Genomic DNA, 19,925 nt, shown 5'->3' with positions numbered 1-19,925 from the left:
GGGGTGAGTGGCATGCTGTTAGCGCACCTGCATGGGGTGCTAGGGGTCGAGTGGATTCACCACCACGCTTGCAGAATGCCGAACGTCTCGAGCATCCCCCAATCGACTCCCTCTCCCTCGGGAGAGGGCTGGGGTGAGGGGCGCGGTTTCACTCGATCTTTGGATATTGCTCTTCACTGACCTGCTCCATCCAGTCCACCACCTTGCCATCCAGCACTTCCGCGATCGCGATATGACTCATCGCCGTCGTCGGTGCTGCCCCGTGCCAATGTTTGGCGCCCGGGGCAATCCACACGGTATCGCCCGGACGGATTTCACGAACCGGCTGGCCCCACTCCTGCACCAAGCCTGCCCCCGAGGTGACGATCAATGTCTGCCCCAGCGGATGGGTATGCCATGCAGTGCGCGCGCCCGGCTCGAACGTTACGGTCGCACCACTGACCCGCGCCTCGTCGGTACCTTTGAACGGCGCATCCACCCGCACCGTGCCGGTAAACCAGTCAGCAGGGCCTTTGGCCGACGGTTGCGAGCCATTCGGTGTGACCGTGACACGGGGATTTTCGGTGGCCTGCACCTCACCAGCCAGCAGCGAGAGCGTCAGTGCGGAAGCAGCAATCGGGTTCATGGCATTTCCTCCAATAAATGATGCAACCACTGTAGCGATCCGCACTCTTTGGATAATCGACTAGAATCCGAAAAAACTTATGCAGGACAATCATCAATGCTTCGGGAAAACGCCACCGACCTGCTCGCCTTTCTCGCCGTCGCCCGTGAACGCAGTTTCACCAAGGCTGCGGCCAAACTCGGCGTGTCACAATCGGCGCTCAGCCACACCATTCGCAGCCTCGAGGCGCGACTCGGCCTGCGCCTGCTGACCCGCACCACGCGCAGCGTGTCGCCGACCGAGGCCGGCGAACACTTGCTGCAAACCATCGGTCCGCGCTTCGATGAAATCGAAGGGGAACTGGCCGCCCTGAGCAACCTGCGTGAAACCCCGGCGGGCAAGATCCGCATCAGCGCCACCGACCATTCGCTGAACTGGATCCTGCGTCCGGTGTTGCAGGATTTCCTGCCGCAGTACCCGGATGTGTCCGTCGAGGTTTGCTGTGACTATGGCTTCGTCGACATCGCCGGCCAAGGCTTCGATGCCGGTGTGCGCCTGGGCGAAGACGTCGCCCAAGGCATGATCGCCACCCGTATCGGTCCGGACATGCGCATGGCCGTGGTCGGCTCCCCCGCCTACTTCGCCCGGCGCCCTGCGCCGCAAACCCCGCGCGACCTGACCGATCACGCCTGCAACAACCTGCGCCTGCCAACCAATGGCGGGCTGTATTCGTGGGAGTTCGAAAAGGACGGTGAAAGCCTGAAAGTGCGCGTCTCCGGCCAAGTCACCCTGAATGGCGTGTACCCATTGCTCGACGCCGCGCTGGATGGTTTCGGGCTGAGCTACATCCCAGAAAACGTCGTCGCGCCGTTTCTGGCGGACGGTCGCCTGGTCCAGGTGCTGAGAGACTGGTGCCCGGCATTTTCCGGTTATCACCTGTACTACCCGAGCCGACGCCAGGCAGCGCCAGCGTTTGCGTTGTTGCTGGAGGCGTTGCGCTATCGCGGTTGACCCGGCTCAGCCCAGCAACGCGATCAACTGATGCCGCTGCGCATCGGTCAGCATCGGCCCAAAACCGGCTCCGGCGTTGTCAGCCATGTAGCGCGGATTGCTGGTCCCGGGAATCACGCAGGTCACCGCCGGATGCGCCAGGAGAAATTTCAGTGCCAGTTGCGGCCAGCTGTTGACCTGTACATCCGAGACCCACGCCGGCAGCGGCTTGCCCTTGAGCCGGGCGAGCAAATCACCGCCGCCAAACGGCCGATTACAAATCACCGCCACCCCACGCTCGCGGCACAGCGGCAGGATGCGTTTCTCGACCGCACGATCATCGAGGGCGTAGTTGATCTGCAGAAAATCCAGCTTCTCGGCTTTCAGCACCGCTTCGACTTCGTCATAGGCCGACGAGGTGTAATGGGTGATGCCAATGTAGCGAATCCGCCCCTGCTCCTGCCATTCGCGCAGGGTCGGCAAGTGGGTTTGCCAGTCGAGCAGGTTGTGAATCTGCATCAGGTCGATGCGCTCGGTTTGCAGCAGTCTGAACGACTGCTCCATCTGCGCGATGCCCTCCTTGCGCCCACGCGTCCACACCTTGGTGGCGAGAAACGCCGGCGAGCGCGGTTCGTGGATCGACAGCAATTCACCGGTGGTTTGCTCGGCGCGGCCGTACATGGGTGAGCTGTCGATCAGCGTGCCGCCCTTCCTGAACAGCGCTTCGAGGACGGCGGGCAACTGCCGGTAAACCGGATCGCCCGGCGCGACGTCGAAACCGCGATAGGTGCCCAACCCGACCATGGGCAGTGCCTCGGAGCTGGAAGGGATGGCGCGGGTCTGCATGGTCTGGTCTCCTGCCGTGGGCGGCGCAGTGGCGGTCGGCGCTACGCTGCCGGCCAATGCCCGATCAATGGTGAGCAGCGCCGCAGCTTGGGCAGCCAGCGTGAGCAAGCGGCGACGTGAGTAACCCTCAGTGTGGCGCATGCGAGTCCTCCTGCTGCGCGGATCTGTTGCACGGTGTGTGCGCCGGCTGTCAGGCGCAGTCGCTGAACTACACTGCCACAGCCAACCTCTCTCCCCGTTAAAAGTAGCCGAATGTCCCGAACCCTGATGTTACTCGTCGTTTTCATCATTGCCGTGTACCTGGTGCTGTGCGCCGCGCTGTTCGTGTTTCAGCGCTCGCTGATCTGGTTTCCCCAGCCTGCCGCCGTGGTTGCAGCGGACTCGCGAATGAAACTGCCGATGCCGGATGCCGAGGTCTGGGTGACAACCCGAGAGCGCAGCGGATCGCGCGCACTGATTTATTTCGGCGGCAATGCCGAGGACGTATCGCGAAATCTGCCGGAATTCACTGAGGCGTTTCCTGACTACGCGCTGTATTTCCTGCATTACCGGGGCTTTGCTGGCAGCACCGGCTCGCCATCGGAAGCCGCGATCGCCGAAGATGCACTGGCGCTGTTCGATCAGGTCTATGCCACTCATCCGCAGGTCGCCGTGGTCGGTCGCAGCCTCGGTTCGGGGGTGGCGGTGCGCCTGGCCAGTCAGCGGCCGGTGCAGAATCTGATTCTGGTGACGCCGTTCAACAGCCTCGAGGAAATCGCCGCACGGCAATACCCGTGGGTGCCGGTGAAGTGGTTGCTCAAGGATCGTTTTGAATCGGGCAAGTACGCGGCGCATATCCGCACGCCGACATTGCTGTTGGCGGCCAGCGATGACGACGTGATTGGACGCAGCAGCACGCAGCGCTTGTTCGAGAGTTTTCCTGCGGGCGTGGCGACGCTGAAGGTGGTGCCGGATTCGGGGCACAACTCGATATCCGAGCGGGGGGAGTATTTGCGGTGGATGGGGGATGTGCTGAATCGCTAGTGGTTGTTTGCCAGTGATAGAGGGGTTGACCCGGGCGGCGTCTTCGCGAGCAGGCTCGCTCCCACAGTTGTTCCGAGTACGCCGTAAGCGCGATGTGGGAGCGAGCCTGCTCGCGAAGGCAGCGGTTCGAACAACAGCAATTCAATTGCATTTGCCGCCACTGAACCAAGTCCAAAAAACCCAGTCCTATCCGCGCCGCCACACACGGCTCCCTCACTCTAGCGCTGTCCCCTTTCAGAGCTGTCCGTCCCATGCGCCACGCCGTTCGTTCGTCTCGCTTCGTTTCGCTGTGCCTGCTGAGCCTGTTCCCCTTTTTCACTGAATCCGCCCACGCCGGTGCGGAGCGCGAACTGGTGGCCGCGATCAATGATTACCGCGCCCATCCGCAGCGCTGCGACCGCCGCCCTGCGCAGCGTCTGGCGCCTTTGGCTTTGAAATCGAATCTGGCCTTGCCGATCGGCTATCGCTACGGCGGCGGCATGCGCGAGGCGTTGAAGTCTTCCGGCTATTCAGCAATCACGGTGCGCAGCATCCGCATTATCGGAGCCGAAGACGCCGACGAGGCCTTCGATCAGTTGCAGAGCGATTATTGCGGCGCCTTGCTGGATGCGAACTACGCCGACATCGGCATCAGCCATTCGCGCAATCAATGGCAGGTGGTGCTGGCGCAACCGGTGCTCGACAGCCGCGTCGGTGACAACCGCAGCGTTGGCAAGGCGCTGCTCGCCGAGGTCAACGCTGCCCGCGCCCGGCCGCGTATGTGCGGCCGCCAGCGCTTTGCCGCCGCGCGGCCATTGAGCTGGAATGCCGCCCTCGGCGCAGCGGCTCAGGGCCACAGCAAAGCCATGGCTTACGGCAATTATTTCGCCCACCGCGATCCCGACGGTGACATGCCGGCCGACCGCGCCCGTGCTGCCGGTTATCGCGGCCGCCAGGTCGGGGAAAATATCGCTGCGGGACAAAGCTCACCAGGCAAAGCCATGGCCGGCTGGCTGGCCAGCCCGGGCCACTGCGCCAACCTGATGAACCCGATGTTCACTCAGGTCGGCGCCGGCTTCGCCAGCGAAGCGCGCAGCGACGACGGCGTTTACTGGACGATGCTGTTCGGCGCGCCGTAAATCACGGCTGACTCCGGGCATTCTCATCGCTTGGCGTGGCCGGGCGCGGCATGACGTGTTGATGGCCGGTCGGGTCGTTGAGCTGGATGACATTACCCTTCTGCCACGCATCAGCCCCCGTTGCGACAGGCGCCGGTTTGATCCCGGCGCGGGCCTTTTTCTTTTCGGCGCTATCAATGCCCAGACGCTGATCGCGCTGGCGGATCATTTGCGCATCGGCCTGACCGTCAGCGGTAAAGCCCATCATCAGCTGCGGCACGCCCAGCGGCAGTTGCTTGTCCTGATCGGTGTGCCAGGTGTGCCAGGTCTTGCCGTAGGTATTGGCGAGTTTTTCCATCAAGCGCGTTTCTGCCACTTGCGGGATGCCCGGCGCGACCAACTGGCCAGAACTGACTTCGTGAGCGTGGCTGTGCCACAAGGCTTTCTCTTTTGCCGGCAATTGCGTGAACAGGCGCTGGCTGATGATGTATTCGACGCCCATCAGCTTGGCTTCAGCGGTGTTGCCGTCGTAGATCACACACTGGAACACTTCTTCGTTGAGCGCCGAGCAGTAGTGGTGCGCTTCCATCTGCGCGCCGGGATGACCGTTGTAAAAATGGAAACCATCGAGGTACATGTTCAACGCGCGAATTGGCGGCTTGTCCTGCAACCACTGCGCGCCGACTTCGAGCATTTCCGTGTCGGACGCCTTGGCCTGGCCGGGTGTCTGCACCGGCGAATCGGTGTTGCTCATGGCGCAACCGGTCAACGCGGCGACCATCAAACCTATGGGAACCCAACGTCCCTGTGAGGTTGTCGTACGCATGTTTCACTCCTCGAACTGTCAGTGACGGGCGCGTGCTGGCCCAGTTCTGCAACTGAAAGCAGGAGAACGGCAGAGTTCGAAAAAGCTGCGTGCGGATCAGACTGGAGAGATCGTCGCCAGCACGCCGATCAGAATGGTCAAGGTCAGAAAGCCGCCGAGAAAAATCGCCATCTTGTACATGTTGCGCTCCTTGAGGCTGGGTGTGCGGTGCACCGGACGCTGCGGGATGAAGTCGGAGGGTGATTGGCCGCACTGCCGGGGCATTCTGAGCCTGTGGCTGTACTGAATACAGAGGCAGATGAAACAGAAAAATACGGATCAGATGCGCATCTGGTCCGCTTCGGGGATGAAGCGGTATTCAGGCTGAGATTTGAGGATCCACTTTCGGCGCGGTTGATCTACAGTCATTGCCGACCGACAACAAGAAAAACCGGAGTGACCATGCCCGACCTCGCCTTGCAGCCCAACGTCGCCGCGTCCCTCGAGCGCTGGCACGAGATGATCCGCAGCGGCAATCTCAAAGCCCTGCCTGAACTGCTCGATCCGCAAGCTGTGTTCCGCTCGCCCATGGCCCATACGCCCTACCCCGGCGCGCCGGTGGTGGCGATGATCCTCAACACCGTGTTCGAAGTCTTCGAAGATTTCGCCTATCACCGCGAATTGGCGACGGCGGATGGCCTGAATGTGATTCTCGAATTCAGCGCCAGGGTCGGCAGCAAGGAACTCAAAGGCATCGACATGATTCGCTTCGATGAACACGGCAAGATTGTCGAGTTTGAAGTGATGGTGCGGCCGCTGAGCGGCTTGCAAGCACTGGGCGAAGAAATGGGTCGGCGACTCGGTGCTTATCTCGCGTCTGCAAAAGCCTGAATCCATCCCGCATAAAAAAACCCACTGACCGTCGCCGGTTCAGTGGGTTTTTGTGTGTCAGGGTTCTGCTTACAGAGCCATGTCACGTGCAGCGTTTTCCTTCGGCGCTACGGCTTTGTCAGCCGCAGGTGCCGCCGGAGCAGCTACCTGACCGATCGCTGGAGGCGTCGGCAGTTCGAGGATTTTCGCGGTGTAAGCCCACTCGGCAGCCACTTTGGCCGGATCGCTGTTCAGCTGGGTGCCATAGCTCGGCACGATCTGGTGCAGCTTGGTCTGCCACTCAGGGGATGCGACTTTGTCTTTGAAGACTTTCTGCAGCACGCTCAGCATGATCGGTGCAGCGGTCGACGCGCCTGGCGATGCGCCCAGCAGGCCGGCGATCGAGCCGTCTTGCGAAGCAACGATCTCGGTGCCCAGCTTCAGCACGCCACCAGCGGCTTCATCACGCTTGATGATTTGCACGCGCTGGCCGGCTTGCCACAGGCGCCAGTCTTCGGCTTTGGCGTTCGGGAAGTATTCCTTCAGCGCGTTCAGACGGTCTTCATCCGACAGCATCAACTGGCCGGCAAGGTACTCGACCAGCGGGTATTCCTTGATGCCGACCTTGGTCATTGGCCAGATGTTGTGGGTGGTGGTGCTGGTCAGCAGGTCGAAGTACGAACCTTCCTTGAGGAACTTGGTGCTGAAGGTCGCAAACGGGCCAAACAGAATGACGCGCTTGCCATCCAGAACACGGGTGTCCAAGTGCGGAACCGACATCGGTGGCGCGCCAACCGAAGCCTTGCCGTAGGCCTTGGCCAGGTGTTGCTCGGCAATCGTCGGGTTCTCGGTCACCAGGAACGAACCGCCAACCGGGAAGCCTGCGTATTCCTTGGCTTCCGGAATGCCCGACTTCTGCAGCAGGTGCAGGGCACCGCCGCCAGCGCCGATGAACACGAACTTGGCGTCGGTTTCGGTCTTGCTGCCGTCCTTGAGGTTTTTGTAGCTCACACGCCAGGTGCCGTCGGCGTTCTTGGTGATGTCTTCGACTTCGCTCGACAGCTTCAGATCGAAGTTGGGTTTGGTTTGCAGGTGAGCGGCGAACTGGCGGGTGATTTCGCCGAAGTTCATGTCCGTACCCAGCGGGCTCCAGGTGGCCGCGATTTTCTGGTTCGGGTCACGCCCTTCCATCATCAGCGGTACCCACTTCTTGATCACCGCCGGGTCTTCGGAGTACTGCATGCCGGCGAACAGCGGGCTCGCCTGCAGGGCTTCGTAGCGCTTTTTCAGGAACTTGATGTTGTCATCGCCCCACACGAAGCTCATGTGCGGTGTGGTGTTGATGAACGAGCGAGGGTTCTTCAGCACGCCCTGCTGAACCTGCCAGGCCCAGAATTGACGGGAAACCTGGAACGCTTCGTTGATCTCGACAGCTTTCGGGATCGTTACGTTGCCCTTGTCGTCTTCCGGGGTGTAGTTCAGCTCGGCAAGAGCCGAGTGACCGGTACCGGCGTTGTTCCAGCCGTTGGAGCTTTCCAGGGCGACGCCATCGAGGCGCTCGACCATTTCCATCGACCAGGTCGGTTCCAGCTCATTGATCCACACACCCAGGGTGGTGCTCATGATGCCGCCGCCGATCAGCAGGACGTCAACTTTCTTGGCTTCGGCAGCATTGGCAGACGACATCCCCATCGCCAAAGCCAGACCGAGCAAGGCTGTGTTCACTTTCTTAAACATCTGTTGCACCTATGATAAAACGCCTTCCGCCCGTCGTTGTTATCAGTCTGCGTTGCGCTGTGTTGACGCTCAGGCTGGCGTCGCGCAATCCGGCACACTTCAATATTGACGGGTGGGCACACAAGGCCGACATGTGGCATCGACCTCAGTTAATGTCCCTTCTGAACTGACTTCTTATCGTTATTGGCTTCAGCTGCTTGAGCGACAGGGATCCCGTCGGCCCGCCCGAAAGGCCAGCCAACCGAATTAAGTCAAAGCAAATTTGGCGCGGAGAATATCACGTCAGGGCGAACCCGCGCGTCTGTTCCCGACTTGAAAGTCTTTTTCCGCTCAGGGGCTTATCGGCCATCGGGCACCAAACATGATGGCGATCAGGCATCGGCCTGCAAACTTTTTTGCGCGATGTGCTTCGCAACTTGATAAATCAGTGCCAACCGCTCGTTGTTCATGCAGAAAATTACCTGCTAAGTTGTACGATGACTGACGAAATAAACCAGTCATCCAAACCCAATAACAACAAGGAAACAACATGACCAAATCCCGCCTCCTCATCGGTTTATTCTGCGCGTTCAGCGCCTGCGCCATGGCCGCCCCTGCCCCGGCGGAAAGAGAAGTCGCCCAAGCAGTTGATCACCTGACTCAGGCGATGCTGCATAAAGACATCGCCGAGTTGAACGCTCTGACCGCGCCGAACCTGACCTACGGCCACTCCAGCGGCAAGATTCAGGACAAGCAGGAATTCATCGCCGACATCGAAACCGGCCGCAGCGCATTCAAGACCCTGGAGATGCAAAAGCAGACCATCACGATGTCCGGCGATACCGCATTAGTGCGCCACCACTTCTCCGCACAGGCGTTGAAAGGGACCGAGGTGATTCCGACCGAGATCGAGAATTTCCAGATCTGGCAGAAACAGGGTGGAAAATGGTTGTTGGTTGGGCGGCAGGCGTTCAGGTTTTGATTGAGGGCACATTGGCCTGATTCAATCCTGTCAGAGCTGGCCTATTCGCGAGCAGGCTCGCTCCCACAGTGGATGATGGTGTACACACCGTTGCATTCACAACATCAGACCCTGTGGGAGCTGGCTTGCCAGCGATAAGGCCGTGATAAACACCAGTCCTACCGCTATCACAACCGAAACCGATCCACCGACTGCGCCAACTGTCCCGCCAGATTCGATAATTCATCGGTAGTCGTCGCCGTCTGCCCGATCACCCGGCTATTGCCCTCGCTCATTCCCGCAATCATCTCCACCTGATGGGCGATTTCATTACTGGCCTGACTCTGTTCGCCAATCGTGCGGGTGATGTCATTGACCAGTTGCGTGGTGTTCAGCGTGGCGTTGAGGATCTCGCGAATTGCTCGCTCAACCTCCGCTGTTACCGCCATGCCTTTGTCGACCTGCGCCACACCGGCCTCCATGCTGCTTACCGCCTCGCGCGTGCTGCTCTGGATGCGTGCGACCATCGCTGCGATTTCCTGGGTCGAGGCGCTGGTGCGTGCGGCCAGGCTGCGCACTTCATCGGCGACCACAGCAAAGCCACGGCCCTGTTCGCCCGCCCGCGCTGCCTCGATCGCCGCGTTGAGGGCCAGCAGGTTGGTCTGGTCGGCGATGCTCTTGATCACCTGAATGATGTTGAAGATTGCCTCGGATTCCTGATCCAGCGTGCGGATCACCTGCGCCGACTGCTGTGCCGAGCGGGCGATGTCGTCCATGTCGCTGACCACTTGATGAATCACCCCGCCACCCTCCTTGGCCAGGTTTTCGGCCTGATTGGCCATGCTCAGGGCACGTTCGGCGTGGCGGGTGATCTCTTCGATGCTCGCGGTCATCTGGCTGGCGGCGGCCGCCATGGTGCCGGCGGCAACGCTTTGCTGCTGGCTGCTGTCGGCGACCTGATGGCAGCCGTGGCTGAGCTGCTCGCTCATGCCACTGACGCCGTGAGCGTTGCGCCGGACCACGTCAATCATGTTGCGCAAATCGCGCTGCATGGTCGCCAATGTGCGTATCAAAACGCTGGCTTCGTCCTTGCCGGCGGGCTCGACAATTGGTTCGCTGAGATTGCCATGGGCAATGCTTTCAGCGATGCGGCTGGCGGATTTGAGCGGCCCCATGATACTCAGGATCACCCAGCGCCCCTGAATCAGCAGCAGCAACAGACTGACGACCAGCACCACTGCCAGCGCAAGATTGGCGTGGCGGATGGCCGCTTCGGTGCCTTCGCTGGTGTGCAGGGTGTTGTTTTCGATCAGTTCGCTGAGCGCGCCCATCTGCTCTTCGAGCTGAGTAAACGCGCTATTGAACGTGCCGAGCTGCTGTTGGGCGGCATCCGGCTTGTCCAGCGCCACGCCGACGATCTGCTCGGCGGATTTGATGTAGGTATCGAGGCTCGGCTTGATCTGCTCCAGCGCCGTGCGCAATGCCGGGTTGATCGGCAGCTTGAGGTTGTCATCCAGCACTTCACGAAAATGCCCGGCGTGCTCGGTGAGCGAATCGCGCACGTCGGTGGCGGTGGCGGTGCTTTTGCCCAGGCCGACCAGCATCGCCGAATAGACATCGGCGCGCAGGGCGTCGTGCATCATGTCCGCTTCCATGTGATTGCGCAGCGCGCTCATGCTCACCGTGTTATCGCCGACCGCCGTGGCCATCCGCAGATTGCCCACGTAGCTGACCAGACTCACGATCAGCGCCGTCAGCAGGCTGGTCGCAATCAGCAACACCAAACGCAGTTTGATCGACACCGTGAAATCTCCCGTGGGCACGCTGGATTGCGCTTGTCGGATTTCAGTTAAGCCTATGTGCAGGGAACTGCCGACACAGAGCGTATCGGCTGATGTCAGCGGCGACTTGAATCCGGCAAAACTTTTCAAACGCGAACCCGGTCACACCTTGCAGCGCCGCTGGATAATGCCTTCATCGCCGGTTAACCCCGGCGGGCTATCAATCCAGCGCTTCGAACATTCATGCAGCTGAAGGAAACGCTTATGAAACGCGCACTGTGGTTTGGTCTGCTCGGCACCCTGGCAATCGGCACCGCGCAGGCGGCAACGGAGAAAGTCGCGATCAACCTGGTCAGCGCCGACGGCGCGCCGCAGGCGATCGGCTCGGTAACAGTCAGTGAGACGCCATATGGCCTGCTGTTCACACCCGACCTGAAATCGTTGCCGGCCGGCATCCACGGCTTCCATGTTCATGAAAACGGCAGCTGCGAAGCAGGCACCAAGGATGGCGTCAAAGGTGCCGCACTGGCGGCTGGCGGACACTTCGATCCGGCGAAAACCGGCAAGCACCTTGGCCCTTATGCCGATGGGCATCTGGGCGATCTGCCGGCGGTGTATGTGACGGCTGATGGTGTCGCCAACTACCCGGTGCTGGCGCCGCGCCTGAAGAAAATTTCCGAGATCAAGGGCCACGCCCTGATGATTCACGCTGGCGGCGACAACCATTCCGACATGCCCAAGCCACTGGGCGGTGGCGGCGACCGCATGGCCTGTGGGGTGATCTGAACCGACTGAGCGGTGAAAACGCTGACTCACGGCTTTTCACCGCTCACGGAACTCCCGCGCGCCGTTCACCTCTGAGGTTATGTAGTCCCTTCCCTTTTTGCTTAGCGCTTGTGGAGGAACACGTCATGCGCAAGTTAGTCCTGATTTCTTCTCTTATGCTTTGCCTGCCGGTCGGTTCGGCGCTGGCCCGCGTTGACGCGGGTGATGTCGCCACTTCGGCAGGTGTGTCCGCGTCGCTGTACTCGACCTTCAAGGACGACAAAATGGTGATTCCGGCCCGTGACGACGTGTCTGCATTCGTCGCCAGCGGCGGGGCCATTCGTGGGGTTTATCTTGAGTCGGTACTGCAACAGGTTCGTCAGGCCAACCCTGGCTTGAACGCCAGTGATGAAGACCTGGCTAACGCCATTCTGGTGCAATACGAAGGCGTGCAGCAGTAGTCACGAGGGAAGCAGCGGCCGATGGACGGCCGCTGAGTGCGCATAGGCAAAATTGTCCGACGGCCTCTATGATGGAGGCCATGACGACCGTGCCCTTTCGCTCACCCTGCCCACCCGGCGCCTGCATCTGCGGGCGCGACCCGCTGCTGGAAACACCCGGCGCCGATCTGCGCATCCTGCGCTTGACTCGTGCTGAAGAAAAAATTCTTCTGGCGCGCCTGGAACAACTCAAAGACCTCGAGGACCTCAAACGCCTGCAACAGCGTATGTACGAGCAACTCGGCATTCGCGTCGATGTCGCCCCCGGTTTCAACGAAGTGCGCACCATGCGCGGCATCGCCATTCAGATCGACGAGCTGCCAGGCCTGTGTCGCAAGACTCGCGCGGCAATTCCGGCGGCGATTCGCAAGGGCCTGGAAAACCACCCGCAAATCGCCTTCGAACTGCTCAACGCCCACGACTTGCTGCGCGACACCTGATCACTTTTTCATGCCGACGCGTTTGCGCATCTCGGCGGTGATGGTCTGACGGGTTTTCTTCATGTCCGCCCAAGGCTCATCACCGACTTCGGTCAGACGCTCGTGAACGTTGTAGATGTTCCAGTGATTACCGCCCTTGATTTCAGCGACTTCCTCTCGGTACAGCGGCACCGACACCGGCATGCCTTCCCGCGCGCGTGCGGCGTAAGCGCAAATGGTGGTGGCGCCGAGGCCGTTGCGCAGGTAATCGATGAAGATCCGCCCGACGCGGTTTTTCGGCCCGGACACCGCTGAAATACGATCCGGCAGCAACTTGGCCATGTGGCTGACGATGGCGTGGCTGAAGTCCTTCACTTCGTCCCAGCCATGCTTGCGGGTCAATGGCACCACCAGGTGAATGCCTTTGCCGCCGCTGGTTTTCAGGAAGGCTTTAAGGCCCAGCTCATCTAGCACAGTGAGGGTCAGCGCGGTGGCTTCAACCATGCTCTTCCATGGCAGCGCCGGATCCGGGTCGAGGTCGAGGACGAAGCGATCAGGCTTGTCCAGATCCACCTTCGTCGCGTTCCAGGTGTGCAGCTCGACGGTACTCATCTGCACCGCGCCGACCAGCGCTTCGGGATTGTTGATCATCATCACTGGCTGGCCGGTGACGTCCTTGTCCAGAGCAGTGATACCGGGAATGGCCAGGCGATCGGCGTTCTTTTGGAAGAACAATTCGCCGGCAATGCCGTCCGGTGCACGCACCAACGCCACGGGGCGATCCTTGAGTTGCGGCAGGATGTATTCGGCGACACTGGCGTAGTACTGCGCCAGTTGCATTTTGGTCGTGCCACTGACGGCGTCAATCACCCGATCCGGATGGGTGATGCGTACCTTGCCGCCGGCCAGTCCTGATTGCGACGGTGCGGTCTCGGCTTTTTTGCTGGCGGCGGTTTTCTTTGCCGGCTGCTTGTCGGCGGTTTTGGTCTTTTCGGTTTTTTCGTTCTTTTCGGACTTGGCAGCTTTCACAGGCTTCGCTCGCTCCTCGGTAATGTCCTTGGCCGGTTTGTCATCGCGCAAACCATGGAACACGGCGTGGCGCACCGAGCCGTCCTTGGTCATCTCGGCGAATGCCACTTCGGCCAGCAGTTTGGGTTTGAGCCAGTGCACGCCTTTTGCCTCGAAACCGCTGGGCGGATTGACCACTGCGGCGCTTTTGGTCTGCAACGGCTTGAGTTGGGCGAGGATGCTTTTCAATGTGGTTTCGTTGAACCCGGTGCCGACCTTGCCGGCATAGCGCAACTCGCCGCTGTCACGGTCGTGCAGGCCGAGCAGCAAGGCACCGAAAGCACTGCGCGCACCTTTCGGATCGGTGTAGCCGACGATGACGAATTCCTGGCGATGCTTGCATTTGAGCTTGATCCAGTCGCCGCTGCGCCGAGACACGTAAGGCGAGCCGAGCCGCTTGCCGATCAGGCCTTCCATCTGCATCTGGCAAGCGCTGTTGAGCAGCGCGTCCGGGGTTTCTTCGAAGGCTTCGGAGAAGCGCAGCGTTGAGGATTCTTTCTGCGCACCGAGGATGGTGCTCAGCGCAGCGCGGCGTTCTTCCACCGGCACATCGCGCAGGTCGACGCCATTCAGATACGGCACGTCGAACAGGTAATAAACAATGTCGCCGCTGCGCCCGGCATCGAACGCATTCTGCAACGCCTGAAAGTCCGGCACGCCTTGCTCATTGGCCACGACCATTTCACCGTCAAGCCACGCCGATTCCAGACCCAATGCCGCCAGCGCCTTGGCCTGCTGCGGCAGCTTGTGCGTCCAGTCGTGACCATTGCGGGTGAACAGCTGCACCTCATCGTGATCGATCCGCGCCATGATCCGGTAGCCGTCGAACTTGATCTCGTAGCTCCACTGCCCTTCGGGTGCGCTGTCGACCAGCGTCGCCAGTTCCGGCTTGATCAGTGCCGGCAACTTGGCCTTGCGCGCGCCGGTGAGCTGCCCGGACGCCTGCTTGCGCGGCTTGGCCGGGGCCTTTTTCACCGGTTTGGCCTTATCGGCGGCAGCCGCCGATTTGCCAACAATCGTGCGCTCGCTGAGCACGCTGTCGGGCTCGGCGACCAGCACGTCGAAATCATCCTGCGGTCGCGCGGCGTTGTCCTGATGCTTGATCAGGAACCATTGTTCTTTCTTGCCCGGCATGTGCGTGCGCACCAGATTCCACACGCCGCCGAGCTTCTCGCCCTGCAGCTCGAACTTCAGTCGGCCCTTGGCATAGGCCTTGTGCGGATCCTCCAGCGGAATCCACACGCCGCGATCCCAGACGATCACATCACCGGCGCCGTAATGCCCCTCGGGAATGCTGCCTTCGAACGTCGCGTAATCGAGCGGATGATCCTCGACATGAATCGCCAGACGCTTGACCGACGGGTCCAGCGACGGCCCCTTCGGCACCGCCCAGCTTTTCAGCGCGCCGTCGAGTTCCAGGCGAAAGTCGTAATGCAGGTGCGAAGCGTCGTGCTTCTGGATGCAGAACTGCAACGCATGATCCTTGGCCGACTTACGGCCCGAGCGCTTGACTGCGGCCGGTTCCGACGTCGCGGAAAAATCACGCATGCGGTTGTAATCGTCGAGGTTCCTGTTCATGAGCACACCGATGGCAGACGGGTTCTGTTATGCAGAAGAGCGACACGGCGGCGGAAAAATTCAATCGAGGTAAAAAAGCCCCGGACGGATGGAGCGGCCGGGGCTTGTAACGACACATCCAGTAATTGGCTGGGGCTGGCTAAACAGAGTGCAGACGCTAAGGCTTTTCCGGCCTGATTGCGTCAGGCAACGATAGACCGACGCAGCCATAGCGCCAGCACCGTTGGGCTGACGCCGGCTCACCGATGAAATCGCACCCGAGAAATTTTCTGCGAGCCAGCTAAGATTCATGGGTGGTGAACCTTATCCCGGCCAAACCGGTCGATAGCTGCAACCCGACCCGGTTTGCCGACGCCCTTTCTGACGATGGGCGATACCCGGCTTGCTTCACTTTCTGGAGAACGCCCCCGTGATATCCACCGTACACATCGCCAGGCTCAAAGCATGGGGCGCCCATGGTTTTACCGCGACTGGCGTGGTCACCGCCTTCCTCGCCACCCTCGCCCTGCTGGAAAACCAGCCGATTCATTGCCTGATGTGGCTGGGCGTGGCGCTGATCGTCGACGGCCTCGATGGCGCACTGGCGCGCAAGGTCAATGTGCAATCGGTGCTGCCGAGTTTCGACGGTTCGATCCTTGATCTGGTCATCGATTACCTGACTTATGTATTCATCCCGGCACTGTTTATCTACCGCTACATTCCCTTGCCTGATTACACCCTGTTGCTGACGGTGTCGGTGATTCTGGTGTCGTCGCTGTTCTGTTTCTGCAACGTCAACATGAAGAGCAAGGACAACTATTTTGTCGGCTTCCCGGCGGCCTGGAACGTGGTTGCGTTGTGTTTGTACATCATTGGTCCGGGGCCATGGATTACCTTTCTCACCGTGATCGGTCTGGCATTGCTGACGGTGACGCGGATGAAGTTCCTGCACCCGTTCCGCGTGCGGCGTTTCATGCCAATCAATATCGCGGTGACGGCGATCTGGCTGTTGTGCAGCCTGTCACTGGTGCTCAATCACCCGGAGATCAACCCGCTGGTGATGGGCTTGTGGTTGCTGATGTCGGCTTATTTCCTGGGGATCTGCATCTGGCGCACGGCGCTGGAGTGGTTTGATCGCAGCCATTTGAAATAAGCACATCCCCCTGTGGGAGCGAGCAGGCTCGCTCCCACAGAGATCTTCATCGATCAGGAGATCCGAGGTGGGCTAGCGCTTGGTAATCACCACCTCCAGATACTCACTCGGCACCACCAGCGACGCCTCCCCGGCGCGATTCGATCGGTTGAGCAACTCGGTCAGATCATCCTCCAGCGCCTGTCCGGCCTCCGCCGACAACACCGCAAAAGCTTTGTGCACTGGCCCATACCAGTGGCGAAAGATGTCAATGAAATGCGCCGCCGAGCGGTAGCGGAAATTGAAGTGGTTGCGGGTCACGCGTACGACAAAATCGCGGTCATCGAAATGCTTGTGCAGCCACGCATCCGAGCCCCAGTTCGACGGTGGCTGAGCCACTGCTGGCGGTGGCAGATGCTGGCCGAGAATCTTGAACATCTGCCCGACGAAGCCCTCCGGCGTCCAGTTGGCCATTCCGATCCGCCCGCCCCGCCGACAGACCCGCCCCAGCTCAGCAGCGGCGGTGACCTGGTCAGGCGCGAACATCACGCCGAACGTCGACAACACGGCGTCGTAGCTTTCATCAGGAAAAGGCAAAGCCTCGGCATCGGCCACCTGAAAAATCACCTCCAGATGTTCGGCGCGGGCGCGATCCTGACCACGCTCCAGCAGTGCCGCGACGTAATCGGTCGAGGTCACCACACAACCGCGCCGCGCCGCTGCCAGGGTGGCGTTGCCGTTACCGGCGGCGACATCCAGCACCTGTTCATCACAGCGCAGATCGCAAGCCTCGGCGAGGCTTTCACCGACGATCTGCAAAGTCGTGCCGATCACGGCGTAGTCGCCACTGGCCCAAGCGACTTTCTGACGTTCCTTCAGGGCAGTGAGATCAATCGGGGTACTCATGACAGCGAGCTCCGTGGCAGAGAGAATGCACAGGCTGCGACGCGGACCGTGCTTGCTCACTATCGCGCCGAGGCTGCCCGGCGTCCCTGTCAATCGTCCGCCAGCCCCCTGAACCCGGCACTTTGCCGATGAGCGGCGTAAATCTGTCAAGCGCCTGATACACCTTGCGCATTGTCAGCGTTGCGGGATTGGTTTCTGATGCGGGCTCGCCCAAGCAAAGGACTAGACCGATGTCACTGCACCTCGACTGGCTCGCCGCGCACATGCAACACAGCGATCGCTACGCAGCGTGGATTCACCAACAATTCCACTACGAATACGCCGACCAGCCCCTGGCTCAATGGCAGCGCGAATTTGCCGAGGGCCAAAGCAATGGTGAATGGTCGTGCCTGATTGCCATGGACGGTGAACGCCTGCTCGGTGGTGCCGCACTGGCCCGCAACGACTTGGCTGATCGCGCCGATCTCGGCCCATGGCTCGCCTGCGTATTCGTTGATCCCGAGGCGCGCGGGCGAGGGTTGGCGGAGCAGCTGATTGAAGGGATTTGCGAGGCAGCAAAGCAGCGTGGGGTGTCGCGCTTGTACTTGCACACGCAAGACAAACACGACTACTACCGTAAACGCGGCTGGCAGCTATTGGAGGGTTTCCAGGCGTGGGAAAAACAACAATGGCTCATGGTCCGCGACCTGTGAGCCATTGGTTTTTTTTGATCAGGCTGCCGGTGCTTTCGCCTCCTCCAGCAACTGCTTGATCATCTGCTCCTGCTCGGCATAACGACCTTCACCGAAGTGGCTGTAACGCATCTGGCCCTTGGCGTCGATCAGGTAATGCGCCGGCCAGTACTGATTGTCGAAGTTGCGCCAGATCGCGTAGTCGTTGTCGATGGCGACCGGGTAGGTGATGCCGAGTTTTTTCACCTGATCCTTGACGTTGTTGATGATGCGTTCGTAGCCGTATTCGGGGGTGTGCACGCCGATCACTACCAGGCCGTCCTTCTCGTATTTCTTCGCCCAGTCTTTGACGTACGGCAAGGTGTGCTGGCAGTTGATGCAGTCGTAGGTCCAGAAGTCCACCAGCACCACTTTGCCGCGCTGGGATTCGGCACTGAGCTCTGGTGAATTGAGCCATTGCACGGCGCCCGACAGCGACGGCATTGCGCCCCGGGCCTCGTCCATCATCGAATCGGCGCGGACCTTGCTGACGAAGTAGTCGACCACTTTCGGCACGTTTTCCAGGACGTTTTTCTCGACGCTGGCCACGCCCTCCGAAGACGTATTGGCGAGCAGGGTTTTGTCGGCGCCCGTCGAGATCACCGCGACCGTAGCAAGCACCGCAACCCCGGCACCGCGACGCAACCAGCCGCTGAACGGGATCGACGGTTTCAGCCGATTGACCAGACCGCGCCCGGCGAAGATCAACGTGCCCAGCGACAAGGCACTGCCGACGCCGTAAGCCAGCAGCAACAGGCTGGTCTGCGCATTGGCGCCTTGCAACATCGCGCCGGTCAGAATCACCCCAAGGATCGGCCCGGCACACGGCGCCCACAACAGGCCGGTGGCGACACCGAGCATGATCGAGCCCATCGGTCCTGCACGTTTACGCGTGTCCTGATCGAGACGATTGCCGAGCGCGACAAACGGCCTGGTCAGCCAGTCACCAACGCGGGCCGAGATCAGCGACAAGGCGAACAGCGCCATGACCAACAAGGCAACGTGGCGGCCGGTGTTGCTGGCCTGGATCACCCACTCGCTGCTGACCACCGCGAGGCTGGAGATCAGCGCAAAGGTCAGCGCCATGCCAGCGAGAGTCAGGAAAATCGAGGAACGGGTACGGTTGGCGCCAGCGAACAGAAACGGCACCACCGGCAGGATGCACGGACTGAGAACGGTCAGCAGGCCGCCGAGAAATGCAATGAGGTACATAAGGGGTCACCTTGGAATGGGGGCTGGGCACGCAACCGGCCAGCGAGGGAAACGTCCCTCGCTAGCTCGCTTTATTTACGCCGTGGCTCATGCAGTCTGGCCGTCGAGCAACTGCCCTTGAGGCGTGCGACTGGTACCGTTTTCCGCGACCAGTTGGCCTTGCGGTGTACGGCTGGAACCATCAGCGGCGACCATCTGGCCTTGCGGTGTACGGCTCGATCCGTCAGCGGCAACCATCTGCCCCTGCGGTGTGCGGCTGGAACCGTCAGCGGCAACCATCTGCCCCTGCGGTGTGCGGCTGGAGCCGTCAGCGGCGATCAAGGCATCGCTGCCCTCCTTCGCCACGGTGGTCAGCTGGAAGCAGGTGCTGCTGGCGCAACTGCTCTGCTCCACAGCACTGTTGGCGTGGGCGGCGGCACCGGTGAAGGCGAAGGCTGCTGCGGTCAGAAAGCGCGAGACGTTGTTCATGGCAAAACTCCTTGCAGAAAAAGTAGGGATGACTCAGTTCTGGTTGTTGCAGCCGTCAGCGAATTTGCTGTAATCCAGCTCGCGGGTTTTGCCGGCGGAATCGAGGTAGGTCATGCGCGCCTCGGTGATGCCGCAGGTCACCGAGGTGTCTTCGGTCATCGACAGCACTTTCTGGATATCCAGATGGGTGCCGTAGGTGTAGGTTTGCCGGCTGACGTCAGCTTCGGCGTGAGCCGACAGGGTGCAGATGTTCAGAGCGGCGAACAGGCAGGCGGCGAATACGGATTTGTTGTTCATGGTGTAGTCCTCAAGGCTTCAGTGGGTTTGAGCCGAGGCGGTCTGTGTGTGCCTCGATGGAGCCTATTTGAGGCCTTCGAGGTATCGCGTCTGTGTCAGGAAAGGACGAGAATCACTCGTTGTGTATCCATGCAGCGTGTAGATACAGAGCGATACAAAACCCCGAAAAAATCGTGATTTTGCGTCGGTGTGTATCCG

The 19,925-nt window shown here is 60.6% G+C and carries 21 protein-coding genes and 1 pseudogene; 10 read left to right on the top strand and 12 right to left on the bottom strand.

Features of this window, described 5'->3' with window-relative positions:
- Positions 1–148: 148 nt before the first annotated feature.
- Positions 149–625 (bottom strand): (R)-mandelonitrile lyase, encoded by a 477-nt coding sequence (locus JWU58_RS11415; RefSeq protein WP_206421980.1) that lies wholly within the window; start codon positions 623–625, stop codon positions 149–151.
- A 96-nt stretch (positions 626–721) separates the two neighbouring features.
- Here JWU58_RS11415 and JWU58_RS11410 point away from each other — a divergent pair, with 96 nt between their 5' ends.
- The gene (locus JWU58_RS11410) at positions 722–1,615 is read left to right on the top strand and encodes a LysR family transcriptional regulator (protein ID WP_206421979.1); all 894 of its coding nucleotides are present in this window, start codon (positions 722–724) and stop codon (positions 1,613–1,615) included.
- 6 nt (positions 1,616–1,621) lie between these two features.
- Here the strand turns inward: JWU58_RS11410 and JWU58_RS11405 are convergent, their stop codons facing one another.
- The gene (locus tag JWU58_RS11405; protein WP_174823843.1) at positions 1,622–2,581 is read right to left on the bottom strand and encodes an aldo/keto reductase; all 960 of its coding nucleotides are present in this window, start codon (positions 2,579–2,581) and stop codon (positions 1,622–1,624) included.
- Between the two features lie 111 nt (positions 2,582–2,692).
- Between JWU58_RS11405 and JWU58_RS11400 the strand changes: the two genes are divergently transcribed.
- Both JWU58_RS11400 and JWU58_RS11395 read left to right on the top strand, forming a co-directional pair.
- Positions 2,693–3,463: an alpha/beta hydrolase gene (locus JWU58_RS11400; protein WP_206421977.1), complete on the top strand. Its 771-nt coding sequence runs from the start codon at positions 2,693–2,695 to the stop codon at positions 3,461–3,463.
- Between the two features lie 251 nt (positions 3,464–3,714).
- Positions 3,715–4,581: a CAP domain-containing protein gene (locus tag JWU58_RS11395; protein WP_024013299.1), complete on the top strand. Its 867-nt coding sequence runs from the start codon at positions 3,715–3,717 to the stop codon at positions 4,579–4,581.
- 1 nt (position 4,582) lies between these two features.
- On the opposite strand, the gene JWU58_RS11390 is transcribed toward JWU58_RS11395, so the two are convergent.
- Both JWU58_RS11390 and JWU58_RS11385 read right to left on the bottom strand, forming a co-directional pair.
- Positions 4,583–5,386, bottom strand: a complete 804-nt coding sequence (locus tag JWU58_RS11390) for an OBAP family protein (RefSeq protein ID WP_024013300.1) — start codon at positions 5,384–5,386, stop codon at positions 4,583–4,585.
- A 96-nt stretch (positions 5,387–5,482) separates the two neighbouring features.
- Positions 5,483–5,650, bottom strand: a complete 168-nt coding sequence (locus tag JWU58_RS11385; protein ID WP_206421975.1) for a hypothetical protein — start codon at positions 5,648–5,650, stop codon at positions 5,483–5,485.
- Positions 5,651–5,827: 177 nt separating this feature from the next.
- Here JWU58_RS11385 and JWU58_RS11380 point away from each other — a divergent pair, with 177 nt between their 5' ends.
- Positions 5,828–6,256, top strand: coding sequence for a nuclear transport factor 2 family protein (locus tag JWU58_RS11380; RefSeq protein ID WP_041480873.1), 429 nt, complete (start codon positions 5,828–5,830; stop codon positions 6,254–6,256).
- A gap of 69 nt (positions 6,257–6,325) precedes the next feature.
- Here JWU58_RS11380 and mqo read toward each other — a convergent pair whose 3' ends face one another.
- The gene (gene mqo, locus JWU58_RS11375; RefSeq protein WP_024013303.1) at positions 6,326–7,972 is read right to left on the bottom strand and encodes a malate dehydrogenase (quinone); all 1,647 of its coding nucleotides are present in this window, start codon (positions 7,970–7,972) and stop codon (positions 6,326–6,328) included.
- Positions 7,973–8,501: 529 nt separating this feature from the next.
- Here mqo and JWU58_RS11370 point away from each other — a divergent pair.
- A complete protein-coding gene (locus tag JWU58_RS11370) occupies positions 8,502–8,933 on the top strand; it encodes a nuclear transport factor 2 family protein (RefSeq protein WP_016775147.1) in 432 nt (143 codons plus the stop codon).
- Between the two features lie 167 nt (positions 8,934–9,100).
- On the opposite strand, the gene JWU58_RS27565 is transcribed toward JWU58_RS11370, so the two are convergent.
- A complete protein-coding gene (locus tag JWU58_RS27565; RefSeq protein ID WP_420893287.1) occupies positions 9,101–9,826 on the bottom strand; it encodes a methyl-accepting chemotaxis protein in 726 nt (241 codons plus the stop codon).
- Positions 9,827–9,958: 132 nt separating this feature from the next.
- Positions 9,959–10,243, bottom strand: a pseudogene (locus JWU58_RS27560) (HAMP domain-containing protein); the annotation flags it as partial.
- A 714-nt stretch (positions 10,244–10,957) separates the two neighbouring features.
- Between JWU58_RS27560 and sodC the strand changes: the two are divergent.
- The 3 genes from sodC to JWU58_RS11350 all read left to right on the top strand — a co-directional run bounded on the left by sodC (position 10,958) and on the right by JWU58_RS11350 (position 12,398).
- Complete coding sequence (gene sodC, locus JWU58_RS11360) at positions 10,958–11,479, top strand: superoxide dismutase family protein (RefSeq protein ID WP_016775149.1); 522 nt, start codon at positions 10,958–10,960, stop codon at positions 11,477–11,479.
- Positions 11,480–11,604: 125 nt separating this feature from the next.
- Positions 11,605–11,919 carry a DUF2388 domain-containing protein gene (locus JWU58_RS11355; protein WP_016775151.1) on the top strand — a complete coding sequence of 105 codons (315 nt, stop codon included), beginning with the start codon at positions 11,605–11,607 and terminating at the stop codon, positions 11,917–11,919.
- Positions 11,920–11,987: 68 nt separating this feature from the next.
- Positions 11,988–12,398, top strand: coding sequence for a hypothetical protein (locus JWU58_RS11350; protein WP_206421972.1), 411 nt, complete (start codon positions 11,988–11,990; stop codon positions 12,396–12,398).
- Here JWU58_RS11350 and ligD read toward each other — a convergent pair whose 3' ends face one another.
- Complete coding sequence (ligD, locus tag JWU58_RS11345; RefSeq protein ID WP_206421970.1) at positions 12,399–15,023, bottom strand: DNA ligase D; 2,625 nt, start codon at positions 15,021–15,023, stop codon at positions 12,399–12,401.
- A gap of 409 nt (positions 15,024–15,432) precedes the next feature.
- Between ligD and pcsA the strand changes: the two genes are divergently transcribed.
- Positions 15,433–16,155: a phosphatidylcholine synthase gene (gene pcsA, locus JWU58_RS11340; protein WP_110600982.1), complete on the top strand. Its 723-nt coding sequence runs from the start codon at positions 15,433–15,435 to the stop codon at positions 16,153–16,155.
- Between the two features lie 72 nt (positions 16,156–16,227).
- Here the strand turns inward: pcsA and JWU58_RS11335 are convergent, their stop codons facing one another.
- Positions 16,228–17,040: a class I SAM-dependent methyltransferase gene (locus JWU58_RS11335; RefSeq protein ID WP_206421968.1), complete on the bottom strand. Its 813-nt coding sequence runs from the start codon at positions 17,038–17,040 to the stop codon at positions 16,228–16,230.
- A gap of 230 nt (positions 17,041–17,270) precedes the next feature.
- On the opposite strand from JWU58_RS11335, the gene JWU58_RS11330 reads away from it, so the two are divergent.
- Positions 17,271–17,732 carry a GNAT family N-acetyltransferase gene (locus JWU58_RS11330; protein WP_125926920.1) on the top strand — a complete coding sequence of 154 codons (462 nt, stop codon included), beginning with the start codon at positions 17,271–17,273 and terminating at the stop codon, positions 17,730–17,732.
- Positions 17,733–17,750: 18 nt separating this feature from the next.
- Here JWU58_RS11330 and JWU58_RS11325 read toward each other — a convergent pair whose 3' ends face one another.
- The 3 genes from JWU58_RS11325 to JWU58_RS11315 form a co-directional block, all read right to left on the bottom strand.
- Positions 17,751–18,962, bottom strand: coding sequence for a cytochrome c biogenesis protein DipZ (locus JWU58_RS11325; RefSeq protein ID WP_206421966.1), 1,212 nt, complete (start codon positions 18,960–18,962; stop codon positions 17,751–17,753).
- Positions 18,963–19,049: 87 nt separating this feature from the next.
- Positions 19,050–19,430 carry a hypothetical protein gene (locus JWU58_RS11320; protein WP_122691887.1) on the bottom strand — a complete coding sequence of 127 codons (381 nt, stop codon included), beginning with the start codon at positions 19,428–19,430 and terminating at the stop codon, positions 19,050–19,052.
- A gap of 33 nt (positions 19,431–19,463) precedes the next feature.
- On the bottom strand, positions 19,464–19,727 hold the full coding sequence (locus JWU58_RS11315) for a DUF2790 domain-containing protein (RefSeq protein WP_016775158.1): 264 nt from the start codon (positions 19,725–19,727) through the stop codon (positions 19,464–19,466).
- Between the last annotated feature and the right edge of the window lie 198 nt (positions 19,728–19,925).

It is taken from the genome of Pseudomonas atacamensis (assembly GCF_017167965.1).
GTDB lineage: Bacteria > Pseudomonadota > Gammaproteobacteria > Pseudomonadales > Pseudomonadaceae > Aquipseudomonas > Aquipseudomonas atacamensis.
Note: the sequence above shows the minus strand (reverse complement) of the source record. Positions and strands in the feature narration are given on the sequence as shown.